22 protein-coding genes are annotated in these 20,666 nt (G+C 64.4%); 14 read left to right on the forward strand and 8 right to left on the reverse strand.

Going from position 1 to position 20,666, the window contains the following annotated elements:
* Positions 1-11: 11 nt before the first annotated feature.
* The 4 genes from ACFYOW_RS10070 (at position 12) to ACFYOW_RS10085 (ending at position 1,979) form a co-directional block, all read left to right on the forward strand.
* The gene (locus ACFYOW_RS10070) at positions 12-323 is read left to right on the forward strand and encodes a hypothetical protein (protein WP_387286424.1); all 312 of its coding nucleotides are present in this window, start codon (positions 12-14) and stop codon (positions 321-323) included.
* A gap of 15 nt (positions 324-338) precedes the next feature.
* On the forward strand, positions 339-1,118 hold the full coding sequence (locus tag ACFYOW_RS10075) for a hypothetical protein (RefSeq protein ID WP_387286426.1): 780 nt from the start codon (positions 339-341) through the stop codon (positions 1,116-1,118).
* Positions 1,119-1,225: 107 nt separating this feature from the next.
* Positions 1,226-1,534 (forward strand): hypothetical protein, encoded by a 309-nt coding sequence (locus tag ACFYOW_RS10080; protein ID WP_387286428.1) that lies wholly within the window; start codon positions 1,226-1,228, stop codon positions 1,532-1,534.
* Between the two features lie 232 nt (positions 1,535-1,766).
* Positions 1,767-1,979, forward strand: a complete 213-nt coding sequence (locus tag ACFYOW_RS10085) for an AbrB/MazE/SpoVT family DNA-binding domain-containing protein (protein WP_387286430.1) — start codon at positions 1,767-1,769, stop codon at positions 1,977-1,979.
* Between the two features lie 292 nt (positions 1,980-2,271).
* On the opposite strand, the gene ACFYOW_RS10090 is transcribed toward ACFYOW_RS10085, so the two are convergent.
* Entirely contained in the window at positions 2,272-3,024 is a 753-nt protein-coding gene (locus ACFYOW_RS10090; protein ID WP_387286432.1) for a helix-turn-helix transcriptional regulator, read from the reverse strand.
* 47 nt (positions 3,025-3,071) lie between these two features.
* Positions 3,072-3,683, reverse strand: coding sequence for a TetR/AcrR family transcriptional regulator (locus ACFYOW_RS10095; protein ID WP_357481616.1), 612 nt, complete (start codon positions 3,681-3,683; stop codon positions 3,072-3,074).
* A gap of 86 nt (positions 3,684-3,769) precedes the next feature.
* Between ACFYOW_RS10095 and ACFYOW_RS10100 the strand changes: the two genes are divergently transcribed.
* The 6 genes from ACFYOW_RS10100 (at position 3,770) to ACFYOW_RS10125 (ending at position 9,743) form a co-directional block, all read left to right on the forward strand.
* Positions 3,770-4,915, forward strand: a complete 1,146-nt coding sequence (locus ACFYOW_RS10100) for a cytochrome P450 (protein WP_387286435.1) — start codon at positions 3,770-3,772, stop codon at positions 4,913-4,915.
* Positions 4,909-5,811 carry an SMP-30/gluconolactonase/LRE family protein gene (locus ACFYOW_RS10105; RefSeq protein ID WP_387286437.1) on the forward strand — a complete coding sequence of 301 codons (903 nt, stop codon included), beginning with the start codon at positions 4,909-4,911 and terminating at the stop codon, positions 5,809-5,811. Before ACFYOW_RS10100 ends, ACFYOW_RS10105 begins: the two co-directional genes overlap by 7 nt.
* 37 nt (positions 5,812-5,848) lie before the next feature.
* Complete coding sequence (locus ACFYOW_RS10110; RefSeq protein WP_387287432.1) at positions 5,849-6,958, forward strand: cytochrome P450; 1,110 nt, start codon at positions 5,849-5,851, stop codon at positions 6,956-6,958.
* Positions 6,959-7,029: 71 nt separating this feature from the next.
* Positions 7,030-7,821 carry an alpha/beta fold hydrolase gene (locus ACFYOW_RS10115; RefSeq protein WP_387286439.1) on the forward strand — a complete coding sequence of 264 codons (792 nt, stop codon included), beginning with the start codon at positions 7,030-7,032 and terminating at the stop codon, positions 7,819-7,821.
* A 189-nt stretch (positions 7,822-8,010) separates the two neighbouring features.
* Positions 8,011-8,985: a hypothetical protein gene (locus ACFYOW_RS10120; protein WP_387286441.1), complete on the forward strand. Its 975-nt coding sequence runs from the start codon at positions 8,011-8,013 to the stop codon at positions 8,983-8,985.
* The gene (locus ACFYOW_RS10125; protein ID WP_387286443.1) at positions 8,982-9,743 is read left to right on the forward strand and encodes an SDR family NAD(P)-dependent oxidoreductase; all 762 of its coding nucleotides are present in this window, start codon (positions 8,982-8,984) and stop codon (positions 9,741-9,743) included. Before ACFYOW_RS10120 ends, ACFYOW_RS10125 begins: the two co-directional genes overlap by 4 nt.
* Here the strand turns inward: ACFYOW_RS10125 and ACFYOW_RS10130 are convergent.
* Positions 9,740-10,330 carry a TetR family transcriptional regulator gene (locus tag ACFYOW_RS10130; RefSeq protein ID WP_387286445.1) on the reverse strand — a complete coding sequence of 197 codons (591 nt, stop codon included), beginning with the start codon at positions 10,328-10,330 and terminating at the stop codon, positions 9,740-9,742. The genes ACFYOW_RS10125 and ACFYOW_RS10130 overlap by 4 nt on opposite strands.
* Positions 10,331-10,430: 100 nt before the next feature.
* Between ACFYOW_RS10130 and ACFYOW_RS10135 the strand changes: the two genes are divergently transcribed.
* Positions 10,431-11,612 (forward strand): FAD-dependent oxidoreductase, encoded by a 1,182-nt coding sequence (locus tag ACFYOW_RS10135; RefSeq protein ID WP_387286447.1) that lies wholly within the window; start codon positions 10,431-10,433, stop codon positions 11,610-11,612.
* A gap of 41 nt (positions 11,613-11,653) precedes the next feature.
* On the opposite strand, the gene ACFYOW_RS10140 is transcribed toward ACFYOW_RS10135, so the two are convergent.
* Positions 11,654-12,484: a thioesterase family protein gene (locus ACFYOW_RS10140; RefSeq protein WP_387287434.1), complete on the reverse strand. Its 831-nt coding sequence runs from the start codon at positions 12,482-12,484 to the stop codon at positions 11,654-11,656.
* Between the two features lie 7 nt (positions 12,485-12,491).
* On the reverse strand, positions 12,492-14,141 hold the full coding sequence (locus ACFYOW_RS10145; protein ID WP_387287436.1) for an acyl-CoA synthetase: 1,650 nt from the start codon (positions 14,139-14,141) through the stop codon (positions 12,492-12,494).
* A gap of 85 nt (positions 14,142-14,226) precedes the next feature.
* On the opposite strand from ACFYOW_RS10145, the gene ACFYOW_RS10150 reads away from it, so the two are divergent.
* A complete protein-coding gene (locus ACFYOW_RS10150) occupies positions 14,227-15,003 on the forward strand; it encodes a crotonase/enoyl-CoA hydratase family protein (RefSeq protein WP_387286449.1) in 777 nt (258 codons plus the stop codon).
* A 77-nt stretch (positions 15,004-15,080) separates the two neighbouring features.
* Here the strand turns inward: ACFYOW_RS10150 and ACFYOW_RS10155 are convergent, their stop codons facing one another.
* Positions 15,081-15,497, reverse strand: a complete 417-nt coding sequence (locus tag ACFYOW_RS10155; protein ID WP_387286451.1) for a VOC family protein — start codon at positions 15,495-15,497, stop codon at positions 15,081-15,083.
* A 183-nt stretch (positions 15,498-15,680) separates the two neighbouring features.
* On the opposite strand from ACFYOW_RS10155, the gene ACFYOW_RS10160 reads away from it, so the two are divergent.
* Entirely contained in the window at positions 15,681-16,670 is a 990-nt protein-coding gene (locus tag ACFYOW_RS10160; protein ID WP_387286453.1) for a sigma-70 family RNA polymerase sigma factor, read from the forward strand.
* A 204-nt stretch (positions 16,671-16,874) separates the two neighbouring features.
* Here the strand turns inward: ACFYOW_RS10160 and ACFYOW_RS10165 are convergent, their stop codons facing one another.
* Both ACFYOW_RS10165 and ACFYOW_RS10170 read right to left on the reverse strand, forming a co-directional pair.
* Positions 16,875-18,404 carry an acyl-CoA synthetase gene (locus ACFYOW_RS10165; protein ID WP_387287438.1) on the reverse strand — a complete coding sequence of 510 codons (1,530 nt, stop codon included), beginning with the start codon at positions 18,402-18,404 and terminating at the stop codon, positions 16,875-16,877.
* Between the two features lie 85 nt (positions 18,405-18,489).
* A complete protein-coding gene (locus tag ACFYOW_RS10170; RefSeq protein ID WP_387286455.1) occupies positions 18,490-19,527 on the reverse strand; it encodes an LLM class F420-dependent oxidoreductase in 1,038 nt (345 codons plus the stop codon).
* 169 nt (positions 19,528-19,696) lie between these two features.
* Here ACFYOW_RS10170 and ACFYOW_RS10175 point away from each other — a divergent pair, with 169 nt between their 5' ends.
* Positions 19,697-20,662, forward strand: a complete 966-nt coding sequence (locus ACFYOW_RS10175) for a Zn-ribbon domain-containing OB-fold protein (RefSeq protein ID WP_387286457.1) — start codon at positions 19,697-19,699, stop codon at positions 20,660-20,662.
* Positions 20,663-20,666 lie beyond the last annotated feature (4 nt).

Genomic DNA, 20,666 nt, shown 5'->3' on the forward strand with positions numbered 1-20,666 from the left:
AGGGGGACCCAGTGGGTGCTGATCCGCAGAAACTCAAGGTTGCCACTGGCTCATTGCGTACCGACGCAGGTGTTTGGGACGGCAAGTCAACGGCCATGTCGGATCTCAAGACAAAGATACAGACTCTGACGTTCACCCACCTTGAAGCGGGATTGTTCCAGGTAATCGTCAGCGCGAACGACAAACTCGTCACCGACTTGTCCAGCCGATCAGACGAAGCTTCCCAACGCTTCACGGAGGTGGCCAACGTGCTGCGTGTTTGCGCTGATACTTATGAGGCCGAGGACGCAGCTGGCAAGCATCGCATCGACAATATCTGGTAAACCAGGAAGCTGACAATGAGTTTTGACGTTTCTCAATACAATTCGGTTCTCGATGGGTTGGACAAGTTTTTCGACAAGGTTGACAACGCAATTAGAAGCGATGTCCCGAACGCGAAGGACGATGCCCTCGATCTCCCTTACGTGAGACTACTTCCCTCACTTCAGCGGGTTATCAAGGCTTGCGCAGACAAAATCATCGAGATTTGCAAATGGATATGGGAAAAGATTAAAGAAATATACCATGGAGTACGCGCACCGTACGAAATGTACCTGCGAAGCAAGGACTGGGCAGACGTGCGGGATGTCGCAACTGCGGTCAAGCAGGGGCTCGACCCCAACAATGTGCAAGCACTTCGAAACTGGGAAGGTGCTGCGCGGCTGTCGTATATGCAGACGTGCACTAGCCAGAGTACCGCCGCAGGAACATTTTCCGACATCGCCGAGAAAGCGAGGAGTGCGATGATGGATTCCGCAGTGGGAGGCCTCGCTTTCTATGCCGGGATACTGGCGATATGTGCTGAATTCCTGCTCGGTCTCGCCAGGGCGATCGGCGAGCTACTCTCCGGCGTTGGCGCAGGTATCAGCATCGCCGATATTGCCGCGACGGCCGGTATCTCCACAGCAGCGATTTGGTCTGCAGTCACCCTGGTGACTACCTTTGCCGGAACACAGGCAAAAGCATTTGGTGAGCTCGATAGGGGCTTCCCTGACGGGAAGTGGCCCGACTCCCAGGCATCGAGTTTTAGTGATGCATCGGTTGACGGGGACAACAAATCTGGTTGGAAGATCACCTAATCGTGTCCGATGAAGAGACCCAGAGCAGGACTAAATGGGAACGACGAGTTCGCCTCTTCGGGCTCGTTGCTGTAGCTGCCCCGCCCACCCTGATCGGGTGCGGACTCATGTTCACGTTCGTCGGCGATTGGGCGGGAGTCGGTATCGTCCAGCGAGTTGCGATCGGGTCAGCATTGGCAGTGATGCTGATTGCGATCGCAATCAGCCGACGAGAGCCACCTGAGGGGCGACTCCTAGTCGTAGTTCGCAGCGCGTTCTTCACCGTATATGCCGCAGTGGCGGCAGCAGCGGTTCTCATTTTCCTAGACGAGAACGGGGAAATCTTGGCAATCCCGATCTACTTAGCGCTGATCTTTTCTCTCCACGCTTTATATGAACGCTGTGTCCAACGGTTCGAAGCGTTCGGTAAGCAATAAAATCATGGAAGAACGGAAGCGTCAGTCGAATCAGTGGCCCGTCCCGCTGCCGTTCTTGGGTCTGCGTGGCCTTATGGCATTCACCGGCCTTCGAGATACGTTGGGAGTGGGGAATGGGGAATGTTGGAGCTGTCACGCTCTCGACCGTCCCCCTTGTGCAGCTTCTACTCATCATTCGAGGTAGCAGTACGTAGTACCCACATTACGTATGCGTCGTGACAAGGAGGCCGACATGCTGCTCAACAGCAAGGGGCAGGTGACCATCCCGGCGAATCTACGCGCTGAGCACAATCTGTGTGAAGGCGATGACGTGGAGGTCGTGAGCGCCGAAGGCGCGTCGACCAAGGGGCAGTGCCTCGTTCGTCGGCTGCATGGCACCGCACTTAGCCGGGATGTCGACGGTATGACCACCGACGAGATCATGCACCTGCTCCGTGGCGAGTAGCCCACGCCCATCAATGAACCGGTCGTCCTGATCGATTCATGCGTACTACTCGACGTCATGACCAACGATGCGAACTGGGCCGAATGCTCGTCACAGCGTCGAGTGCGGCGAGAAGCGCTCCCCCGATGCCTCACCTGTTGTCGATCCCCGATCTACTTTATGCAGGTCGCTTCGCCCATGCTTTGCACGCACGCTGAGTCCGACGGATTGAATCGCTCGCCAAGTAATTAGCCTTTTCACCCCTGCACTGAGAGCCGTTGTCGCAGTGGTTGACCGGAGTGAGCGGATGCCGCTACCCGGCCGCGAGGTCCTCGACCAGTCCGACGAACAGTTGACGCGTCGCCTCGGGCAATGTGGTGCGGAATCGTTGAACGTGAACCTCGAACGGCTTGCCCGTCTTGCGATTCCGGAGCCGAATGGTTGGGTCCCGGCGGCCGACGTAAACCCGGCCGGTGTTCCACAGACGGTGGAAGTCGGGGTGTGCGCCCAACTCTCGCAGGAGCAGCTTTACATCGGCTCGGTCGCCCGCCCGGCCTGCGTAGCCGCGGAAGCGACCGACCATCAGATCGGCCTCGCGTTCCCACTCCTCGATCACCAGCCGCGCCCGCGGATCGGTGAACATCCACCGCAGCACATTTCCGTTGGGGTGCAGGCCGGGAAATGCCGCGTCGAAGGCCGCATTGCATTCGAGGACGCGCCAGCCGTCGTCCAGGGCGGCCGCCAGATGCGGCGTCAAGGCGTCGAGCGTCTCGCGGATGGGCGGACCGGAATGTTGCGATCCACGGTCGGTTAACCTTTGCTGCGCAAGGTGATACAGATGGATGCGCTCGTCCGGATCCAGTGCGAAGACCTCGGCGAGCGCATCGAGAATCGATGGGCTCGGATTGAACGCACCGCCCTGCTCGATCTTGGCGAGATAGCCGACGCTGGAGTGGATCGCCTCGGCCAGCTGCTGTCGGCTCAGGCCGCCCGGATGTGCCGCGGTCGGCCGCTGCCGCCGCATCCGCACGAATTCGGCGAGCGTCGGCACCTGTAGTTCATCCATGTTCCTCCTTCGGGTCGCCGCCCATGGATGACGTTATGCCTTGCCGCTCAATCCTTCTGGACCAATTCGCCACCAGCGACCTCGATGAGCGCGCGGGCCGCGCGATTGATCCGCTCGGCGGCATCGTCGAGATCCGGCTGTCCGGCATCGAGCCAGGCGATCACCGCATCCAGGATGAAGGTGGGGATGACCTGCGCGGCCCAGTCCTGCCACGGCCCCGCAGGCACGGCATCGGTGAGATACCGCTGCGCGATCATCGTCGAATAGCTGCGGACCATATCGATGACATCGCGGAATTCGGGCTCACGCACGGCGTGCCGGAACAGCAGCCGAAAGGCGTCGGGATCCGCGGCGGCTGCCCGCAGTAGCGCGGAAATGCTTGTGCCGTCCAGCTTTTCGGTGCCGACGGCGTCGCCGAGCCTGGTGTATGCCCGTTCCAGCACGGCCCGGTACAGATCGGCTTTCGAGGCGAAGTGCCGGTAGAGGATGACGTGCGTAATGCCGGCCTCGGCAGCGATATCGGGCAGGCCAGTCCCGGTGAATCCGTTGCGGGCCACCGCGCGGGTGGCCGCGGCGAGGATCTGCTCGCGCCGCTGGGCACGCGGCATGCGCCGGACGGGTTGCGCCGAAGTCTCGGCGGGCGTTGGGCTTTCGGGCACGACATCACCTCCTTGTTCAAGTGGAATAGTACAAGCAATTATGTTTAAGCTTGCTTGTACAAGAGCTTGTTAGCAAGGAGTGAGCCATGACCACCGACTCATCGGAACTCGCATGCCCCTTCACCGGAACCGACGCCGCACCCAGCTCGATCAGCCGCGTCCGCACGGCGACGGGCGACGAGGCCTGGAAGGTCTGCGGCTATCACAAGGTGAAAGAGCTGTTCACCGATGTACGTCTGGGCCGTTCCCATCCGACGCCGGAGACGGCGGCACGGTCGTCGGAGTCGGTGTTCTTCGGCCGCCCGTTCGGGAACTTCGAGACCGAACCCGCCGATAACGCGCGCATGCGCGGACTGTTGAATCCGCTGTTCTCGGCCAAGCGGATGCGCGAGCTCACGCCGCGGGTGGCCGCGTTCACCACGCAGCTGCTCGACGATATGGCCGAAAAGGGCTCGCCCGCCGACCTGCACAAGGCCTTCGCCGAACCGCTGCCGCTGCTGGTCATCAGCGAACTACTCGGTGTCCCCTACGAGGATCGCGCGCAGTTCCGGATCTGGAGCGAGGCGCTGTTCGACACCAGCGACGGCGCGAAGTCGGGACAGGCCGGAGCCGAATGGTTCCTGTACTGCAAGTCGCTGGTCGAACGGCTGCGCCGGGAACCGGGCGAGGGCGTGATCGCCAAGCTGTGCGAGGTGCCGGACCTGGCCGACGATGCCATCGCGACGCTGGCCATGGGCTTGCTCTTGGCGGGGCACGAGACCACTGTCGTCGAAATCGGCCTGTGCACCGTGCAATTGCTGCGGAATCCGGCGCAGTGGCAGCAGCTGGTCGACCAGCCGGAGCTGGTGCCCGCCGCGATCGAGGAACTGCTGCGCGTACACGATTCCACCGCCTTCGCCCGCTATGCGCGCACCGATATGGAGATCGACGGCGTCACCGTCCGAACGGGCGATCTGGTGCTGCTGGACGTCGATTCGGCCAACCACGATCCGGAGATTTTCACCAATGCGCGCCAACTCGACGTGACCCGGGCGGAGGGGCAGCATCTGGCGTTCGGCTACGGCCTGCACTACTGCACCGGTGCGCCGCTGGCTCGCATCGAATTGCAGGTCGCCTTCGGTCAGCTGATATCTCGCTTCCCGACACTGCATCTGACCGTCGACCCGGACGAGTTGCAGGTGCGCGAGAACGTTGTCACCAAGGGCCTGACCTCGTTGCCCGTCGCATGGTGAACGCGATAGTGGTCGGCACCGCGATCGCCTGCGCGTTCGTCGGCTTGATTCCGGTTTCGGCAGCGGCCGAATCGGTTTCGTGCAAAACAGCCACCGCGACGATCGCGGCGGCCGCGGTCGTTCGGGATGAGGACTGGGCCGAGGGTCTGGCCTATGACGCGCGCGGTGACCTGTGGGTCTCGCGGGTGCGACGCAACGAAGTGGTTCGTTATGACCCGTCCGGCCGCGTTACCGCCAGGGTCGCGGTCGCCTATCCCGGTGCGGTGAAACTCGGCCCAGACCAGCTGATCTACGTGACGTACGGGAACTTCCCGACCAATCTGGTACCCGGTGCAAAGGGTGGCGGCGTTGTCCGCATTGATCCCACAGCCGAGATGCCGCAGGCCGATATCTTCGCCTCCGGTCTGGGCATGGCCAATGGCGCCGCATTCGATACCGCGGGAAACCTTTTCGTCGCCGACACCTCGACCGGCGTTGTCCGGATCCGGCCGGACGGCAGCGTCGACACCGAATGGTCCGACCGAGCAAAGCATTTCGGTGTCGACGGCATTCTGGTCGACGGTGACGCGCTCTACGTCACGCTGTATCTCAGCCCGAACGGCCGCATCCTGCGCATCCCGCTCGACGATCCCTCGCATGCCACCGTCATCGCGGATCTGGCCGCCGGACCCGGCGCGCCACCGCTGCCCGACGATCTCGCCATCGGTCCGGACGGCATGCTCTACGACGCCACCACCTCGGGCCGGCTCGTGCGCATCAATCCGGCGGATCACTCGACGTGCACCGTCCTGACGGGTGAGCCGATGACCTCGATCGCCGTATCCCGAAGCACCGAAAGGGAATTCCTGGTCGGCACCGCCAGCGGCAATCTGCTGCGGGTGCGCTTGCCCGAATGAGTCCGAACCGAGAACTACGTAAGGAGTGACCGTGGACATGGGCTGCCCCGTCACGGGTGACACCATCCAACGGACGCGCACCGCGCTCGGCCATGAAGGCTGGTTGGCCACCAGCTACGCGCAGGTGCGGACATTATTCGCCGATCCGCGCCTAGGCCGCGCGCATCCAACGCCGGAAACCGCTGCGCGGGCCTCGGATTCGATGTTCTTCGGCGGCCCGCTCGGCAATTTCGAGACCGAACCCGCCGATCAGGCCCGACTGCGCGAATTGGTGGTGCCGTTCTTCTCGCCGCGCCGGATGCGCGATTTGCGGCCCAGGGTGGAAGAACTCACCACGCGGTTGTTCGACGAGATGTCCGCGCAGGGCTCCCCCGCCGACCTGCACACCGCCGTGGCGCTGCCGCTGCCGCTATTGGTCATCTGCGAACTGCTCGGTGTGCCCTACGCCGACCGCGATCGGTTCCGCGCCTGGACCGAGGCCCTCGGCGAGCAGCAGGACGCCGCGAAGGTGCAGCAGGGTGTCGCCGGATTGTTCGAGTACTTCATGGCATTGGTCCAACGCAAACGGCACGACCAGACCGATGATGTGCTGTCGCATCTGTGCGCCCGAGACGATCTGTCCGATCAGGGCATTGCCACGCTCGGCCTCGGTCTATTGTTCGGCGGCCACGAGACCACGGTGGTCCAGATCGGGGTCGGCGCTAAACGGCTACTGGAAAACCTCGACCAATGGCAGACCCTGGTCGACAACCCCGAACTGGTGCCGACCGCGATCGAAGAACTCCTGCGGACGGCGGATGCCACCCAGATGCCCCGCTATGCGCGCACCGATATGGAGATCGACGGAAACGAGGTGCACACCGGCGATCTCGTCCTGCTGGATCTGACCGCGGCAAACCACGATCCGACGGTCTTCACCGATCCCGACCGCGTCGACGTGACCCGAAAGGACGGCTCCCATGTGACCTTCGGCTACGGTGCGCGGCACTGCATCGGCGCACCGCTGGCCCGCATCGAATTGCACACCGTATTCACCCAATTGGTGACCCGGTTCCCGACCATGCGCCTGGCCGTCGACCCTACCGCGGTGCCGATGCGCACCAGCAGCTTCACCGGCGGTGTCGAGGAGTTGCCCGTGCTGTGGTGAAAACCGTTGGTATAACCGGTTCTTGTTAGGCTGCTCTATTTCGGGGGACGCAGTCTGACAGGAGCACGGTTATGCCCTTCGTAACCTCCGCCGGCGCGAAAGTGCACTTCGTCGACAGCGGAGGATCCGGGCCCGCGGTGGTCCTCGGGCACGCCTTCTTCATGGATCACGAAATGTTCGCGAACCAGATTGCCGCACTTGCCCCGGAATACCGCGTGATCTCGATCGATGCGCGCGGCCACGGACTGACCGAACACGACCACGGCGCATACAGTTTCTGGGATCTGGCCCGCGATGCCTGGTCGGTGGTCGACCAGCTCGGCATCGACCGGGTGGTCGTCGGTGGTGTCGGGCAGGGTGGGTTCACCGCGCTGCGCATGGCCCTGCTGTGCCCGCCGCGAGTGGATGGCCTGATCCTGCTCGGCTGTTCGGCGCAGGCCTACAGCGACGTGCAGCGGGTCGGCTATCGCCAGGTCACCGATGCCTGGATCGGCACCGGTCCGCTGACGGTGATCGCGAAGATGGTGGCGGGCTTGATCATCGGCGGTGATCGGTCCGATCATCAACCGTGGCTGGCCAAATGGTTGAGTGGTGACCGGGGACGGGTCGCCGCGGCGGCCGACTGTCTGATCAATGTGGACGACATCTCCGATCTCATCGGCGATATCACCTGCCCCGCGCTATTGGTGCGCGGCGCCTCCGATCCGGCCTTCGATCACGACGCCATCGATTTACTGACAAAGGGACTCGGTGGTCCCGCGGAATTCCACACCATCGAGGGCGCCGCGCACACACCGAATCTCACGCACGCGTGTGAAATCGATCAGCTGATGCTGCAATTCCTCGGGCGACTCGGCCGGTAGTACTACCGACCGGGGGTACTACCGGCCAGGGGGTGGCCGATGCCTGGTCCGGGGAAACTCTTGCCCACAGGGGCGCCCGCTTGATGTATTCGATACGGCGGCGCCGCCAATTCCGTTCCGGTCGAACGTGATTCACAGATACGCAGTGGGTGTCGCCATGGTGCGCCCCCGGCGCGGGTAGGACATGCAATGAGGGTTTCTTTTCTGTTCGGTGGACAGGTCAGTCTGACCGCCGAAGTCATCGATGAGTTCTGCGAGCGGTGCCCGTCCATCGCACTCGCCTACGACGAAGCCGCCGCGGTGACCGGATTATCGGTGGACCGACTGCGCGCGCGGGAATCCGCCGCGGAAATGGCGAGCGAACCGGAGGATCGGCACAGCCTCGGCGCATTGCGTCAGGCCGCATTCGCACTCGGTCTCGCCGAGGACCTGGCCGCACGCGGTTTCGAGCCGGAGGCCGCTGGTGGGCTCAGCCTGGGCGCGCTGATCAGCACCTGTGTGGCCGGAGCCGTGGAGCGGCACGAATTGTTCGGCATGCTGCATCACCGCCGGCTGGTGCCGGAATTGCCGGAAGGTGTTGCCGCACAAGGGATGGGGCTGATGTACACGCCGATCGAGGACGATCCGGCGAACTATTACGGTGCACGCCGCCCCGGTGTGCATCTGGCCGTCGACACCGGCCCGATCGATGACGTGCACCGATCATTCGTGATCTCGGGTTATCTCACGGCACTGCAAGAGATCCTGGCCGAAATCGAGGCGTCATCGGACACCCGCCAAATGTTCGTACTGGACGCGTACAAGGGCGCGTTCCATTCTCCGTTGCAACAGCATGCAGCGGATTTCATGCGCGGATTCGTCGACGATATGACCTTCCGCGATCCGAAATTCCCGGTCTGCTCACCGGTGCGGCAGCGCAGTTTGACCACCGCCGAAGATGTCCGGGATTTCGTGCTGCACAACAACTTACAGTCCGCCCGCTACGAGCCGTTGATCCAGGAAATGGATCGCATCGGCATCCGCGGTGGCCTCATCCTCGGCCCCGGCCTGCCACAGCCCGCAGATCGGCCCTTTCCGGTCGAATTGGTTGCCGAGCCGATCGATCTCGACCGGCTGCCCGAGATAGCGCAGGTGCTGGCCGAGCGGGATGTACAGAGCGTATGAAGCGTTTCACGCAACGCCGAGTGCTGGTGACGGGCGCGGGTTCCGGCATCGGCCGGGCCATCGTCTTGCGGCTGCTCGACGAGGGGGCGGAGGTGGTCGGCGTGAGCAGAACCGGCGATGGCCTCGCCAAGACCGCTCAGCTCGCCATGGATCAGGGGTCGAGCGACCGGATCACCGTCGCGTCGCTGGATATCGCGGACGAAGCGGCCGTCGAGCAGACGGTGCCCGGACTGCTAGCCGGTGGCCTGGATGTGCTGGTGAATGCCGCCGGGATCGTGCGCATGTCGCATACCCACGAGACCACCACCGAGCTGTGGAATACCGTCCTCGGCACCAATCTGACCGGAACGTTCCTGGTGACCCGGACCGCCCTGCCCGCACTACTGGAGTCCGGGCGCGGGGTGGTGGTCAATATCAGCTCTAATGCCGCGTCCTATGCCGCGCCGTATCGCGCGGCGTACGCGGCTAGCAAGGGCGGACTGGAGGCCTTCACGCGGGTGCTGGCGCTGGAGTACAGCAAGCAGAATCTGCGCGCGGTCTGCGTCTCGCCCGGCGGCATCGAGACGGCCATGACCTACAGCCTGCTCGATGTGCCACCGGATATCGATCCGGGCCTGATGAGCAAGATGGCTCCGGCCATCGGGCCGCTGCTCGGCGCACCCGAGATGGTCGCCGGCGTGGTCGCGATGGTCGCTTCCAAGGACGGCGAATTCATCACGGGCACAACGATTCACGTCGACGGTGGCGCGCACGTCTAGGCACTGATCGGCTCCGATGTCAGGTAGCGCTGGAGGGTCGGTGCGATATCGGCGATGATCTGCTCGCGCGTCAGGCCGACCACCGGCGGCAGCTCGAGCACATAGCGGCACAGCGCGAGCCCGAGCAGCTGGGTGACGATCAAACCCCCGCGGCGCTGCGCATCGGCCGGATCGCCGAAGCGCAGCACCGCGGGCAGCACCTGTTCGGCGAAGATCTGCCGAAAGCGTTGGCTCACCCCCTCATCGGTGATGGACGAGCGCAGCAAGATCACCAGCACCTTGTCATCGGCCTGGTCCTCCCAGATCGCCAAGAATCGGCGAACCAGTAACTCCCCGAGGGCATCTGGCTCGGCCGCGGCGAGATCCGGCAGGTCGAGGCGCACATCGACGGCCGCGGCGAAAAGGCCGTCCTTACTGCCGAAGTAACGCATCACCATCGACGGATCGATCGCGGCATCGGCGGCGATGGCGCGGATGGTCGCCTTGCGAAACCCCTCGGCGGCGAAGCGGGTGCGCGCCGCCGCCAGGATGGCCGCGCGGGTGGCATCGGAGCGACGTGCAGGTGGTTGATCAGGCTCGATGTTCATGCCAACAAGTGTAGGCCAACAACTGTTGACTTCCGCAAGCCGTTCGCGCTACGGTTATGCCAACAAGCGTTGGCCTACAGGTGTTGACCTAGGAGTTCCAATGAACACCACCCCGCTGCCGGAGACCACTTCCGTCGTCATCGTCGGGGCCGGTCCGGCCGGACTGACCACCGCGATCACCCTGGCCGACGCCGGTATCGACTTCGTTCTGCTGGACCGGCTCGCCGAGGGTGCGAACACCTCGCGCGCCGCGGTGGTTCACGCCAGGACCCTGGAGGTGCTGCGGGAACTGGGCATCGCCGAGGAACTCGTGGACCGCGGCATCGTGGTGCCGACCTTCCGAGTGCTGGACGGCAACCGCACACTGGCGACAGTGCCGTTCGGTGGACTGCCCACCGAGTACCCGTACACGCTGATGGTTCCGCAGGACACCACCGAGGCCGTACTGCTCGCACGGTTGCGCAAGGCGGGCGGGGATGTGCACCGGCCCTATCGGATCACCGAGGTCGTCGATGAAAATGACGGCGCCACAGTCGAATACATCGACAGCGCGGGCGCGACCGGCACGATCCGCGCGGGCTATGTGGTCGGCGCGGACGGTATGCACAGCGTCGTCCGGGAGCAGGCGGGTATCGGCTTCACCGGCGACACCTACCCGGAATCCTTCGTCCTCGCCGATGTACGGATGGATTGGCCGATCGCGCGTGACGAAGTGGCACTGCACCTTTCGCCGGAGGGCGTGACGGTTGTCGCGCCGCTGCCGGACGAGAGCGATCCGAATCGGTATCGGGTCGTCGCGACCGTCGACGAGGCCCCCGAGCACCCGACCATCGAGGAAATTCAGGCCATCCTGGACACTCGCGGCCCCGGCGGCACCGTGAAAGTACGTGAGGTGCTGTGGAGCTCGCGCTTCCGGGTGCACCACCGCGTCGCGGATCACTACCGCGCGGGTCGTCTGCTGCTGGCCGGCGACGCCGCACATGTGCACAGCCCGGCAGGTGGACAAGGCATGAACACCGGCATCCAGGATGCGGCCTTCCTCGGTCCGCTGCTGGCCCGGGTCGTCAGCGGCGAGCCCGACAGCGTGCTCGACGCCTACGAAACCACCCGTCGCCCAGTGGCTCTCGACGTCGTCGCCTTCACCGATCGGATGACGAAGATGGCCACCTTGCGCCCGCTCCCGGCACGCATCGTCCGCAATACCGTTATGACGGTGGCGACCAGCATCCCCGCGGTCCGGAACAAGCTGGCATTCCGCCTCGCGGAACTCGCCAACCGATAGTCCCTGCACAAGCGGCCCGCCCGGCAAGTGCCCGGCGGGCCTTACCTATTCGCGGCCTCGATGTGACTCGTTCCGCTGGAAAAATCGACCTGACGTTCGGCATTCGACAGCGCGGTCACCACGCAGGTCCCAAAGGATCCGTGCCGATCGAACAGTGTCGCGGTGCCCACCGCGACGCCCTCCGCACTGATGTGCATATCGGCCTCGAGTCCGATTTCCGTGCCGACGGCGGGCCGCGCCAGTGCCAGTGTCAGATCGGTGTTGATGAATCCGATTCCGGCGCTGCCCCAATTGGTCATCATGCTGGTCCCCTCGCCGATCACGGTCGCACCGACGAATGCGGACGGCGTCTGCCCCTCGATCAACGGCATCGGCACCTGCCAGGTCCGTTTGCGACTGCCGTTCTGGTGTTCACCGATCCGCGTCGACCAGCCGTCGGCATGGGCATCGCTGCCCCACATCGGAGCACGGGGCAGATCCGTCGGCGGCGAGATCTCGACCGGCGGCGGCGCGGGTTGGTCCGGTCGGTTCCACAACTCTCCCGGCGGCTGTACCGACTTCTTCAAGAAGACCGCCGTCGCCCTGGCCACATCGACACCGTCCTGCATCAGCGCGGCATCCGCGACCCGGATCCGCCGCCCGTCGCGCACCGATTCGGTGACCACCTGGACCGGCTGCCTGCGCGTCGGCCGGAACAGGTCGACGGTAAGCCTGGCGGGCACGAATCCATCCTGACCGTGTTCACGTTCGAGCGCCTGCGCCAGCAGCCCACAGATGGCAGGACCGTTGATCATATCCGGCGACCAGGCACTTGCGGCGAACGGCAACGGCTCGAAGCCGAGTGCGGTCTCCTCGAAAAACCCCAGGCGAATAGCCAATTTACTTGCTGCTCGCCTCGATATGCTCGTCGGCCGGACGCTCCTCGGTTTGCGCCTTGGCCCAACGGTAATCGGGCTTGCCCGCCGGATTGCGCTTGATCTGATCGACGAACCACACGCTGCGCGGCAGCTTGTAGGGCGCGATCTCCTGGGTGAGCACCGGACGCAGTTCGTCAAGGGTGGGACGCTTGTCGCCACGACACTGCACGACCGCTGCCACCCGCTGTCCCCACCGCTCGTCCGGAACGCCGACCACGAGCGCGTCGAAGATCTCGGGGTGGATCTTGAGCGCGCCCTCGACCTCCTCCGGATAGATCTTCTCGCCGCCGCTATTGATGCTCACCGAACCGCGGCCGAGCATGGTGACGGTGCCGTCCTCCTCGACCCGGGCGTAGTCGCCGGGGATGGAGTAGCGAATTCCGTTGAACTCCTTGAACGTTGCCTTGGTCTTGGCCTCGTCCTTGTAGTAGCCGACCGGAATGTGGCCGCTGCGCGCGAGGAACCCGACCTGCCCGGAGCCCGGCGCCACCGGATTGCCCTGATCGTCGAGCACCTGGGTGGCGGCATCGATCTTCACCCGCGGACCGCCGGTGTGGTTGGCGCCCTTGGCGACAACGGCGAGACCGCCGAAGCCGGTCTCGGAGGAGCCGATGGAGTCGGTGATCATCCGGTTCGGCAGGCGTTCCAGGAACTGGTCTTTGAGCGTCGGCGAGAACAGCGCCGCACTGCTGGCGATCAGGTAGAGGCTCGAAAGGTCGTACGGCTCACCGGTTTCCGGATTGCCTTCGGCGAGCGCATCCATCATCGGCCGGGCCATGGCGTCACCGGTGATGAAAATGAGGTTGATCTTGTGCCGGTCGATGTGCTGCCACACGCCGTGTCCGGTGAACTCCGGAATCATCACGGCCTTACCGCCGTCGAACAGGCTGTGGAAGGTCGCGGTCTGCGAGCCGCCGTGGATCATCGGCGGAATCGGGAACCGCACCATCTGCGGATTGCCCGCACCGGTCTTCGCCTGATGCCATTCGTCCTCGACGTATTCGCCGGTGAGGAAGTTGATGCCGCCGCCGAGCACGCGCCACCAGTCCTCGTGCCGCCACATGACGCCCTTGGGCAGGCCGGTGGTGCCGCCGGTGTAGAGCATGAAGATGTCATCGGCCGAGCGCTCGCCGAAGTCGCGCTCACCGGAGGACTCGGCCAGCACCGTCTCGTATTCCACCGAATCGGCTGCCGTCGCAATGGTGCCGGTCGTATCGTCGTCCACGACGATGACCGTCTTCAGCAGGGGCGTATTCGGGCGAACCCCGGCCACCCGGTCGCTGTAGCGGCGCTCGTGGATCAGCGCGACCATATCCGAATTGTCGAAAATGTACTGCAACTCGTTCTCGACGTAACGGAAGTTCACGTTGATCATCACGGCGCGCGCCTTGAAGACCGCGACCATGGCCTCGACGGCCTCGACTGTATTCCGTGAATAGATGCCCACCTTGTCACCCGGTTGGACACCCTGTTGCAGCAGGTAGTTCGCGAGTTTGTTGGCCCGCTCCTCCAGCTGCGCGTAAGTCACCTCGCGGCCGTCGTCGGCCAGCGCTACGCGGTCGGGCATCAGATCGATGGCGTGTTCGACTAGGTCCGCTATGTTGTAGCTCACAGAGCTAAAAATAGAACGTGTTACTGTTTCTGACAAGGCTGAATTTGACTCACCCCGGCCCCCTGGAAAGTCAGGAGATCTCCCAATGCCAGATTGCCTCGTCGAGAAGCGCGATCACGTCCTCATCGTCACCATGAATCGGCCCGAGGCCCGCAATGCTCTTTCGGCCGAGATGATGGCGATCATGCGCGACGCCTGGGACCAGGTGGACAGCGATCCCGACATCCGTGTCGCGATCCTGACCGGTGCGGGCGGTGCGTTCTGTGCGGGCATGGACCTCAAGGCGATGACCGCGCGGCACCCCGGCGACAACGCGAGCAGCTTCGATCCGACCAAATTGGAGGCGCTGCTCAAGGGCCGCCGACTCACCAAACCGCTGATCGCGGCGGTGGAGGGTCCGGCCATCGCCGGTGGCACCGAAATCCTGCAGGGCACCGATATCCGGGTGGCCGCCGAAAGCGCGAAATTCGGTGTATCCGAAGCGCGTTGGGGACTGTTCCCGCTCGGCGGCTCGGCCGTGCGGCTGGTCCGCCAGATTCCCTACACCGTCGCCGCCGACATTTTGCTGACCGGTAGGCACATCACCGCCGGCGAGGCCAAGGAAATCGGGCTGATCGGGCATGTGGTCCCGGACGGCACCGCCTTGGACAAGGCGCTCGAACTCGCCGCGCAGATCGCGGCCAACGGTCCCCTCGCGGTGCAGGCGATTCTGCGCACCATTCGGGAGACCGAGGCCATGCCGGAAGAGGATGCCTTCCAGATCGAGGCGAAACTCGGCATGTCGGTCTTCCGTTCGGCCGATGCCAAGGAGGGCCCGAAGGCCTTCGCCGAGAAGCGCAAGCCCACCTTCACCGGCAGCTGAACTACGTTCGCGCCGAGGCAGGTCGAGTGGTGCCACCCGGATCACTCGGGCCACCATTCGACCGGCATCGGCGTCGATCAGTTGCCGGGGTAGTCCATCCAGAAGGGCTCCCACTGGTGGCCGTCCGGATCGATGAACGTGCGGCCGAACATGCCGACCTGGGCTTCCTGGGCGCGGCGATCGTCGTTGATTTCCTCGGTGGCGCCTGCGGCCAGGGCGGCATTGGTGAGTGCGTCGACCTCCTGTGCGCTGGCCAGGGATAACGCGTAAGCGCCGCCGCTGGTCGCGATCGTGTCGGCGATCGGGCGCTTGCTGAAGTTCGAATAGAAGTCCTTGGTCAGCAGCATGGCGCAGATGTTGTCGTCGATGACGATGCACGCGGCATTCTCATCGGTGAAGTCCTGATTCACCTTCCAGCCGATCGCCTCGTAGAAGTTTCTGGACCGGCCCAGGTCCGCGACTGGAAGGTTGATGAAGATCATCTTGCTGGGCATGCGGGATCCCTTACGTCGGCTTCGGCGGTCTCTATGTAGAGACGGATCGAGCGCGCGAAACTCATCGCTCCCAGGCACTGCGTGGCCGAACACATCTGCCACACCGCAGCGATGATCTTGAAACCGCTGGTAGAGGCAATTCAGGTCTCGAATGTGTCGGTGGGCTGTGGCAGGGTGACACCCATGAACGACTCCGTCGGCCTCACCCCGAACGTGCTCGAATCCTTCGAAGGACACCGGCGGGAACTGTGCGCCTACGCCTATCGCATGCTCGGCTCCTCCTTCGAAGCGGAGGACGCGGTGCAGGAGACCTTCACTCGCGCGTGGAAGTCCTACGACTCGTTCGAGGGTCGCGCCAGCCTGAGGTCCTGGCTGTACAAGATCACCACCAATGTCTGCCTCGATATGCTCGACGGCCCGCAGCGCCGGGCCAGGCCGATGGATCTGTCCGGTCCGTCGCGGCCGGATTCGCCGATGCCGATGCCGCAACCGGATTACGTCTGGATCGAACCGATCCCGAACGCACTGGCCTTCGGATCGGATCCGGCCGAGCACGCCTCGGCCAAGGACACATTGCGGCTGGCGTTCGTCGCGGCCTGTCAGCATCTGCCCGCTACCCAGCGCGCCATCCTGATCATGCGTGAGGTGCTGCGGTTCTCGGCCAGCGAGACGGCCGAGGCACTCACCATGTCCCCCGCCTCGGTGAACAGCGCACTACAGCGCGCCAGGGCCACCATGTCGAAGGTGCAGCCGACCGCCACCGACACCTATGACGAAACCGATGACGATCAGCGCAAACTCGTCGACGATTTCGTCAAGGCCTTCGAGGCCTACGATATGGACACTCTGACTACCCTGCTGAAAACCGATGTGGCGCTGTCCATGCCGCCGATCGAACTCTGGGTCTCGGGCCCCGAGAATGTGGCCGCGTTCATGCTCGGCCACGGCAAGGGCTGCCGCGATTCCCGCATGATCCGGTTGGCAGGCGCCAACGGGTTGCCCGCATTCGGCCACTACAAGCCGAGCGAGACCTCGCCGGGCGTCTGGGTGCCGTGGTCCATCACCGTGCTGGAGTTGGACGGCGACTCGATCGCCGGACTCAACTTCTTCCTCGACACCGAAAAGCTGTTCCCGCTCTTCGGTTTGGCGCCGGAGTTGCGCGAAACTGCCTGAGGGGGTTGGGGTCCGGGAGGGGAATGTTCGGAGGAAGGGCTAGGCGGGGGAAGAGCCGGGGGTCGGGCGGGAGGTTGCCGGAGGGACAGGTGGGCCGAACCCGCGCAGCCGTCCCGCACAGCCTGCGAGCTTCCCGCATAACCGGTGACTATCGCGCAGAAGCTATACGTTCTGCGCGATAGTCGCTGAGTATGCGACAGCGCTCTAAGCCGGAATGTAGCGGTCGCGGAGTTTGCGCTTGTAGAGCTTGCCGTTGGGGTCGCGAGGGAGTTCGTCCAGGTAGTCGATGGAGCGGGGCATTTTGTACTTCGCCAATTGGGTTGCGGCGTAGGCCAAAAGTTCGGCGGTGAGTTCGTCGTTGCCCTCGACGCCCGCGACCGGCTGGACGACGGCTTTGACCTCCTGGCCCCAATCCGGATGGGGCAGACCGAAGACCGCGACATCCTCGACCTTCGGGTGGGTGGTCAGCACGTTCTCGATCTCGGCCGGGTAGATGTTCACACCGCCGGACAGGATCAGATCGGAGCGGCGGTCGTGCAGGTAGAGATAGCCGTCCTCGTCGAGGTGGCCGATATCGCCGACCGTGAAAAGGTCGCCGACCCTTGCCTCTTCGGTCTTCTCCTTGGCGTGGTGGTATTCGAAGCTGGACGCGCCCATGCGCATATAGACCAGACCGGTCTCGCCCGCGGGAACTTCGGAGCCGTCTTCCTCGCTCAGCACCTTGATCACCGACCAGGGCCAAGCCTTGCCGACCGAGCCGGGCTTCGCGAGCCATTCGGTCCCGCTGATCACCGTGCCGCCGCCCTCGGTGGCCGCGTAGTACTCGGTGACCGTCGGGCCCCACCACTCCAGCATCTGCCGCTTGGTCTCGGCCGGACACGGCGCCGCACCGTGCACCATGCTGCGCAGCGACGAAACGTCATATTTGGCGCGCACATCCGCGGGCAGCGCGAGCAGGCGGTGGAATTGGGTCGGCACCATATGGCTGTGGGTGACCCGGTGCTTGTCGATGAGCCGCAGCATTTCCTCGGCGTCCCAGCGATCCATCAGAACGACCTTGTGCCCCAACTGGATCGAGATCGTCGCGAAGTTCAGCACGGCGGTGTGGTACAGCGGCGAACCGCAGATGTGCACGTGATCGTCGTAGGGCTTCAGCCCGAACAGGCCGAAGAAGGCGGGCGAATGCGGCGGTACGACATCGGGGTCGGTACCGGTGAGCGGACGCCGAACGCCCTTGGGCCGCCCCGTAGTTCCGGAGGTGTAGAGCATCGGCGCGCCGGTGGTCCGGTTATCGGGGCGACCGGTATCGGCGGCACCCAGCCACGACACCGACTTGAAGCCTTCGATCTCGCCGACCGCGAAGCGCGCGGTGGCGGGCAGCCCCGCCTCATCCGCGGCGGCGATCGCGGCGGCGGCGAACCGGTCGCTGGCGATGAAGGCCTTGGCCTCGCTGTCGCCGAGGATGTAGGCGACCTCGGGGCCGGTCAGATGCCAGTTCACCGCGACGATGTACAGCCCGGCCTGATAGGCCGCGAAGTAGGCGGCTACCGCCTCGACGCAGTTGTGCACCATGCTGACCAGCACGTCGCCGGGCTGCAGGCCGAGCGCCCGCAGTCCGGTGCCGTAGCGGTTTGCGAGCGTGGCCAATTCGCGATAACTCACCTCGCGGCCGGATGGATCCACCAGTGCGATCCGATCGGGTTCCGCGTTCGCGATGTTCCAGAGACCGAGAATTTCTACTGACTCCCGCGGGGGATGGTGAGGAGGCGGAGCCGACGGGGTGGGTGAATCAGTCACCCCTACGAATCTAGAACGTGTTCTACATCTGTACAAGGGGTGCGAGCCGATGCAATTGCTCGATATCTGGAACCGACACCAGCATCTCGGTGACGCCTGCGGCTTCCCACACGCCGAGTTGCTTACGCACATGCTCCTCGTCGCCGATGATCGATGTATCCAGAATCAGCTCATCCGGCACCATGGCGGCGGCCTCGGCCTTCTTTCCGGATTGGAAAAGCCTGCCGATCTCGTCGACCTCGCGCTCATAGCCCATCCGGCGGTAGACCTGGGCATGGAAATTCAGTTCGGGTGCGCCCATGCCGCCGATGTAGAGCGCCATGATCCAGCGCATCCGCTCCAACTCGCTCTTGGGATCGTCGGTGATCACCACCTGACAGCTCGCGGCGATTTCGAAATCCGCGCGCGAACGCCGTGCGCCGGCCCTGGCGAAGCCCTCGTCCAGCCAGTCGTTGTACATGCCGGCCAGCCGCGGCGCGTAGTAGATCGCCAGCCAGCCGTCGGCGATCTCGGCCGTCAGCGCCACATTCTTCGGCCCCTCCGCACCCAGCCAGATCGGCAAATCCGCTCGTAGCGGATGCACAATCGGCTTGAGCGGCTTGCCGAGTCCGGTGGCGCCTGGTCCGGTGTAGGGCAGCGGGTACTGCGGCCCGTCATTGGTGACCGGCGCCTGCCGCTCCAGGATGCGGCGAATGATGCCGACGTACTCCCTGGTGCGCTGCAACGGCTTGGCGAACGGCTGGCCGTACCAGCCCTCCACTACCTGCGGCCCCGAAACGCCGAGCCCGAGGATGGCCCGGCCACCACTGAGATGATCCAACGTCAGTGCGTGCATGGCCGTCGCGGCGGGCGTGCGCGCCGACAGCTGCACCACCGAGGTGCCCAGCCGCACCCGATTCGTCGACGAGCCCCACCACATCAGCGGCCCGAAGGCATCCGATCCCCAGGATTCGGCCGCGAAGACCGCGTCGAAACCGGCCGCTTCGGCGGCGACCACCATCTCACCGGCATTCTGTGGCGGCTGCGCCATCCAGTACCCGAGTTGCAATCCGAACTTCATGGGAGACCTCTTTCCAGCCAACTTCTTGCCACCAGAATAAGAACCTGTTCTACTCGATTTCGTGGCTGAAGAAAATACTGCGTCGCGGAGCGACTCCGTGAGGGGTGGTGGTCGGGCGACGGGTGGGCATACCGCATCCGGGACAATCGCGGATGAGAGAGGGTCGGAATTGAACACTGCCGCGCCCGACGTACTCAGTGCACCCCTTCGGGTGCAATTCGACTACACGCGATCGGTCGGACCGACCATCGGCACCTTCCTGGCCAAGCTGCGCGCCCGCCGGATCGTCGGTGTGCGCGGCTCGGACGGGCGGGTATTGGTGCCGCCGCCGGAATACGATCCGGTCACCTCCGCGCCGCTGACCGAATTCGTCGATGTGGCCGATACCGGCACCGTCCAGTCGTGGAGCTTCGTGCGCGATCCGCTGCCCGGTCAGCCGTTCGACCGCCCGTTCGCCTGGGCACTGATCAAGCTCGACGGCGCGGACACCACGCTGCTGCACGCCGTCGATGTTTCCACACCCGAGGACATCCACACCGGACTGCGCGTGGTCGCACGCTGGGCCGACGAGACCGTCGGCAGCATCAAGGACATCGCCTGCTTCGAACCGGGCGAGACGTCCACCGCACCGGCGGAATCCAGCGCGGACGGCGAGCCGATCGAGGTGCTCATCACCCCGGTCGACCTGCAGTACATGCACAGTGCGTCGCCGCAGGAGACCATCTACCTGCGCGGTCTGGCCGAGGGCAAGCTGCTCGGCGGGCGCACGGACGCCGCGGGCAAGGTGTACTTCCCGCCGCGCGGCGCCAATCCGACCGACGGCAGGCCGACCGACGAAATCGTCGAACTGCCCGACCGCGGCATCGTCACCACCTTCTGCATCGTGAATGTGCCGTTCATGGGCCAGCGGATCAAGCCGCCGTACGTGGCGGCATATGTGCTGCTCGACGGCGCGGATATCCCGGTGCTGCACCTGGTGCTCGGATGCGACGCGAGCGAGGTGCGGATGGGCATGCGGGTGGAGGCGGTGTGGAAACCGCGCGAGGAGTGGGGCTTCGGGCTCAGCAATGTGGACCACTTCCGACCCACCGGCGAGCCGGATGCCGACTACGAGACCTATAAGCACCATCTCTGAGAGG

Source organism: Nocardia sp. NPDC006982, assembly GCF_042869435.1.
Lineage (GTDB): Bacteria > Actinomycetota > Actinomycetes > Mycobacteriales > Mycobacteriaceae > Nocardia.

What these genes read in the sequence shown, in the direction of transcription:
- ACFYOW_RS10170 (WP_387286455.1), bottom strand. Translation starts at nt 19,527, where the DNA reads ATGAAGTTCGGATTGCAACTCGGGTACTGGATGGCGCAGCCGCCACAG.
- ACFYOW_RS10075 (WP_387286426.1), top strand. Translation starts at nt 339, where the DNA reads ATGAGTTTTGACGTTTCTCAATACAATTCGGTTCTCGATGGGTTGGAC.
- ACFYOW_RS10125 (WP_387286443.1), top strand. Translation starts at nt 8,982, where the DNA reads ATGAAGCGTTTCACGCAACGCCGAGTGCTGGTGACGGGCGCGGGTTCC.
- ACFYOW_RS10115 (WP_387286439.1), top strand. Translation starts at nt 7,030, where the DNA reads ATGCCCTTCGTAACCTCCGCCGGCGCGAAAGTGCACTTCGTCGACAGC.
- ACFYOW_RS10110 (WP_387287432.1), top strand. Translation starts at nt 5,849, where the DNA reads ATGGGCTGCCCCGTCACGGGTGACACCATCCAACGGACGCGCACCGCG.
- ACFYOW_RS10120 (WP_387286441.1), top strand. Translation starts at nt 8,011, where the DNA reads ATGAGGGTTTCTTTTCTGTTCGGTGGACAGGTCAGTCTGACCGCCGAA.
- ACFYOW_RS10105 (WP_387286437.1), top strand. Translation starts at nt 4,909, where the DNA reads ATGGTGAACGCGATAGTGGTCGGCACCGCGATCGCCTGCGCGTTCGTC.
- ACFYOW_RS10080 (WP_387286428.1), top strand. Translation starts at nt 1,226, where the DNA reads ATGTTCACGTTCGTCGGCGATTGGGCGGGAGTCGGTATCGTCCAGCGA.
- ACFYOW_RS10150 (WP_387286449.1), top strand. Translation starts at nt 14,227, where the DNA reads ATGCCAGATTGCCTCGTCGAGAAGCGCGATCACGTCCTCATCGTCACC.
- ACFYOW_RS10135 (WP_387286447.1), top strand. Translation starts at nt 10,431, where the DNA reads ATGAACACCACCCCGCTGCCGGAGACCACTTCCGTCGTCATCGTCGGG.
- ACFYOW_RS10160 (WP_387286453.1), top strand. Translation starts at nt 15,681, where the DNA reads ATGAACGACTCCGTCGGCCTCACCCCGAACGTGCTCGAATCCTTCGAA.
- ACFYOW_RS10130 (WP_387286445.1), bottom strand. Translation starts at nt 10,330, where the DNA reads ATGAACATCGAGCCTGATCAACCACCTGCACGTCGCTCCGATGCCACC.
- ACFYOW_RS10085 (WP_387286430.1), top strand. Translation starts at nt 1,767, where the DNA reads ATGCTGCTCAACAGCAAGGGGCAGGTGACCATCCCGGCGAATCTACGC.
- ACFYOW_RS10100 (WP_387286435.1), top strand. Translation starts at nt 3,770, where the DNA reads ATGACCACCGACTCATCGGAACTCGCATGCCCCTTCACCGGAACCGAC.
- ACFYOW_RS10090 (WP_387286432.1), bottom strand. Translation starts at nt 3,024, where the DNA reads ATGGATGAACTACAGGTGCCGACGCTCGCCGAATTCGTGCGGATGCGG.
- ACFYOW_RS10155 (WP_387286451.1), bottom strand. Translation starts at nt 15,497, where the DNA reads ATGCCCAGCAAGATGATCTTCATCAACCTTCCAGTCGCGGACCTGGGC.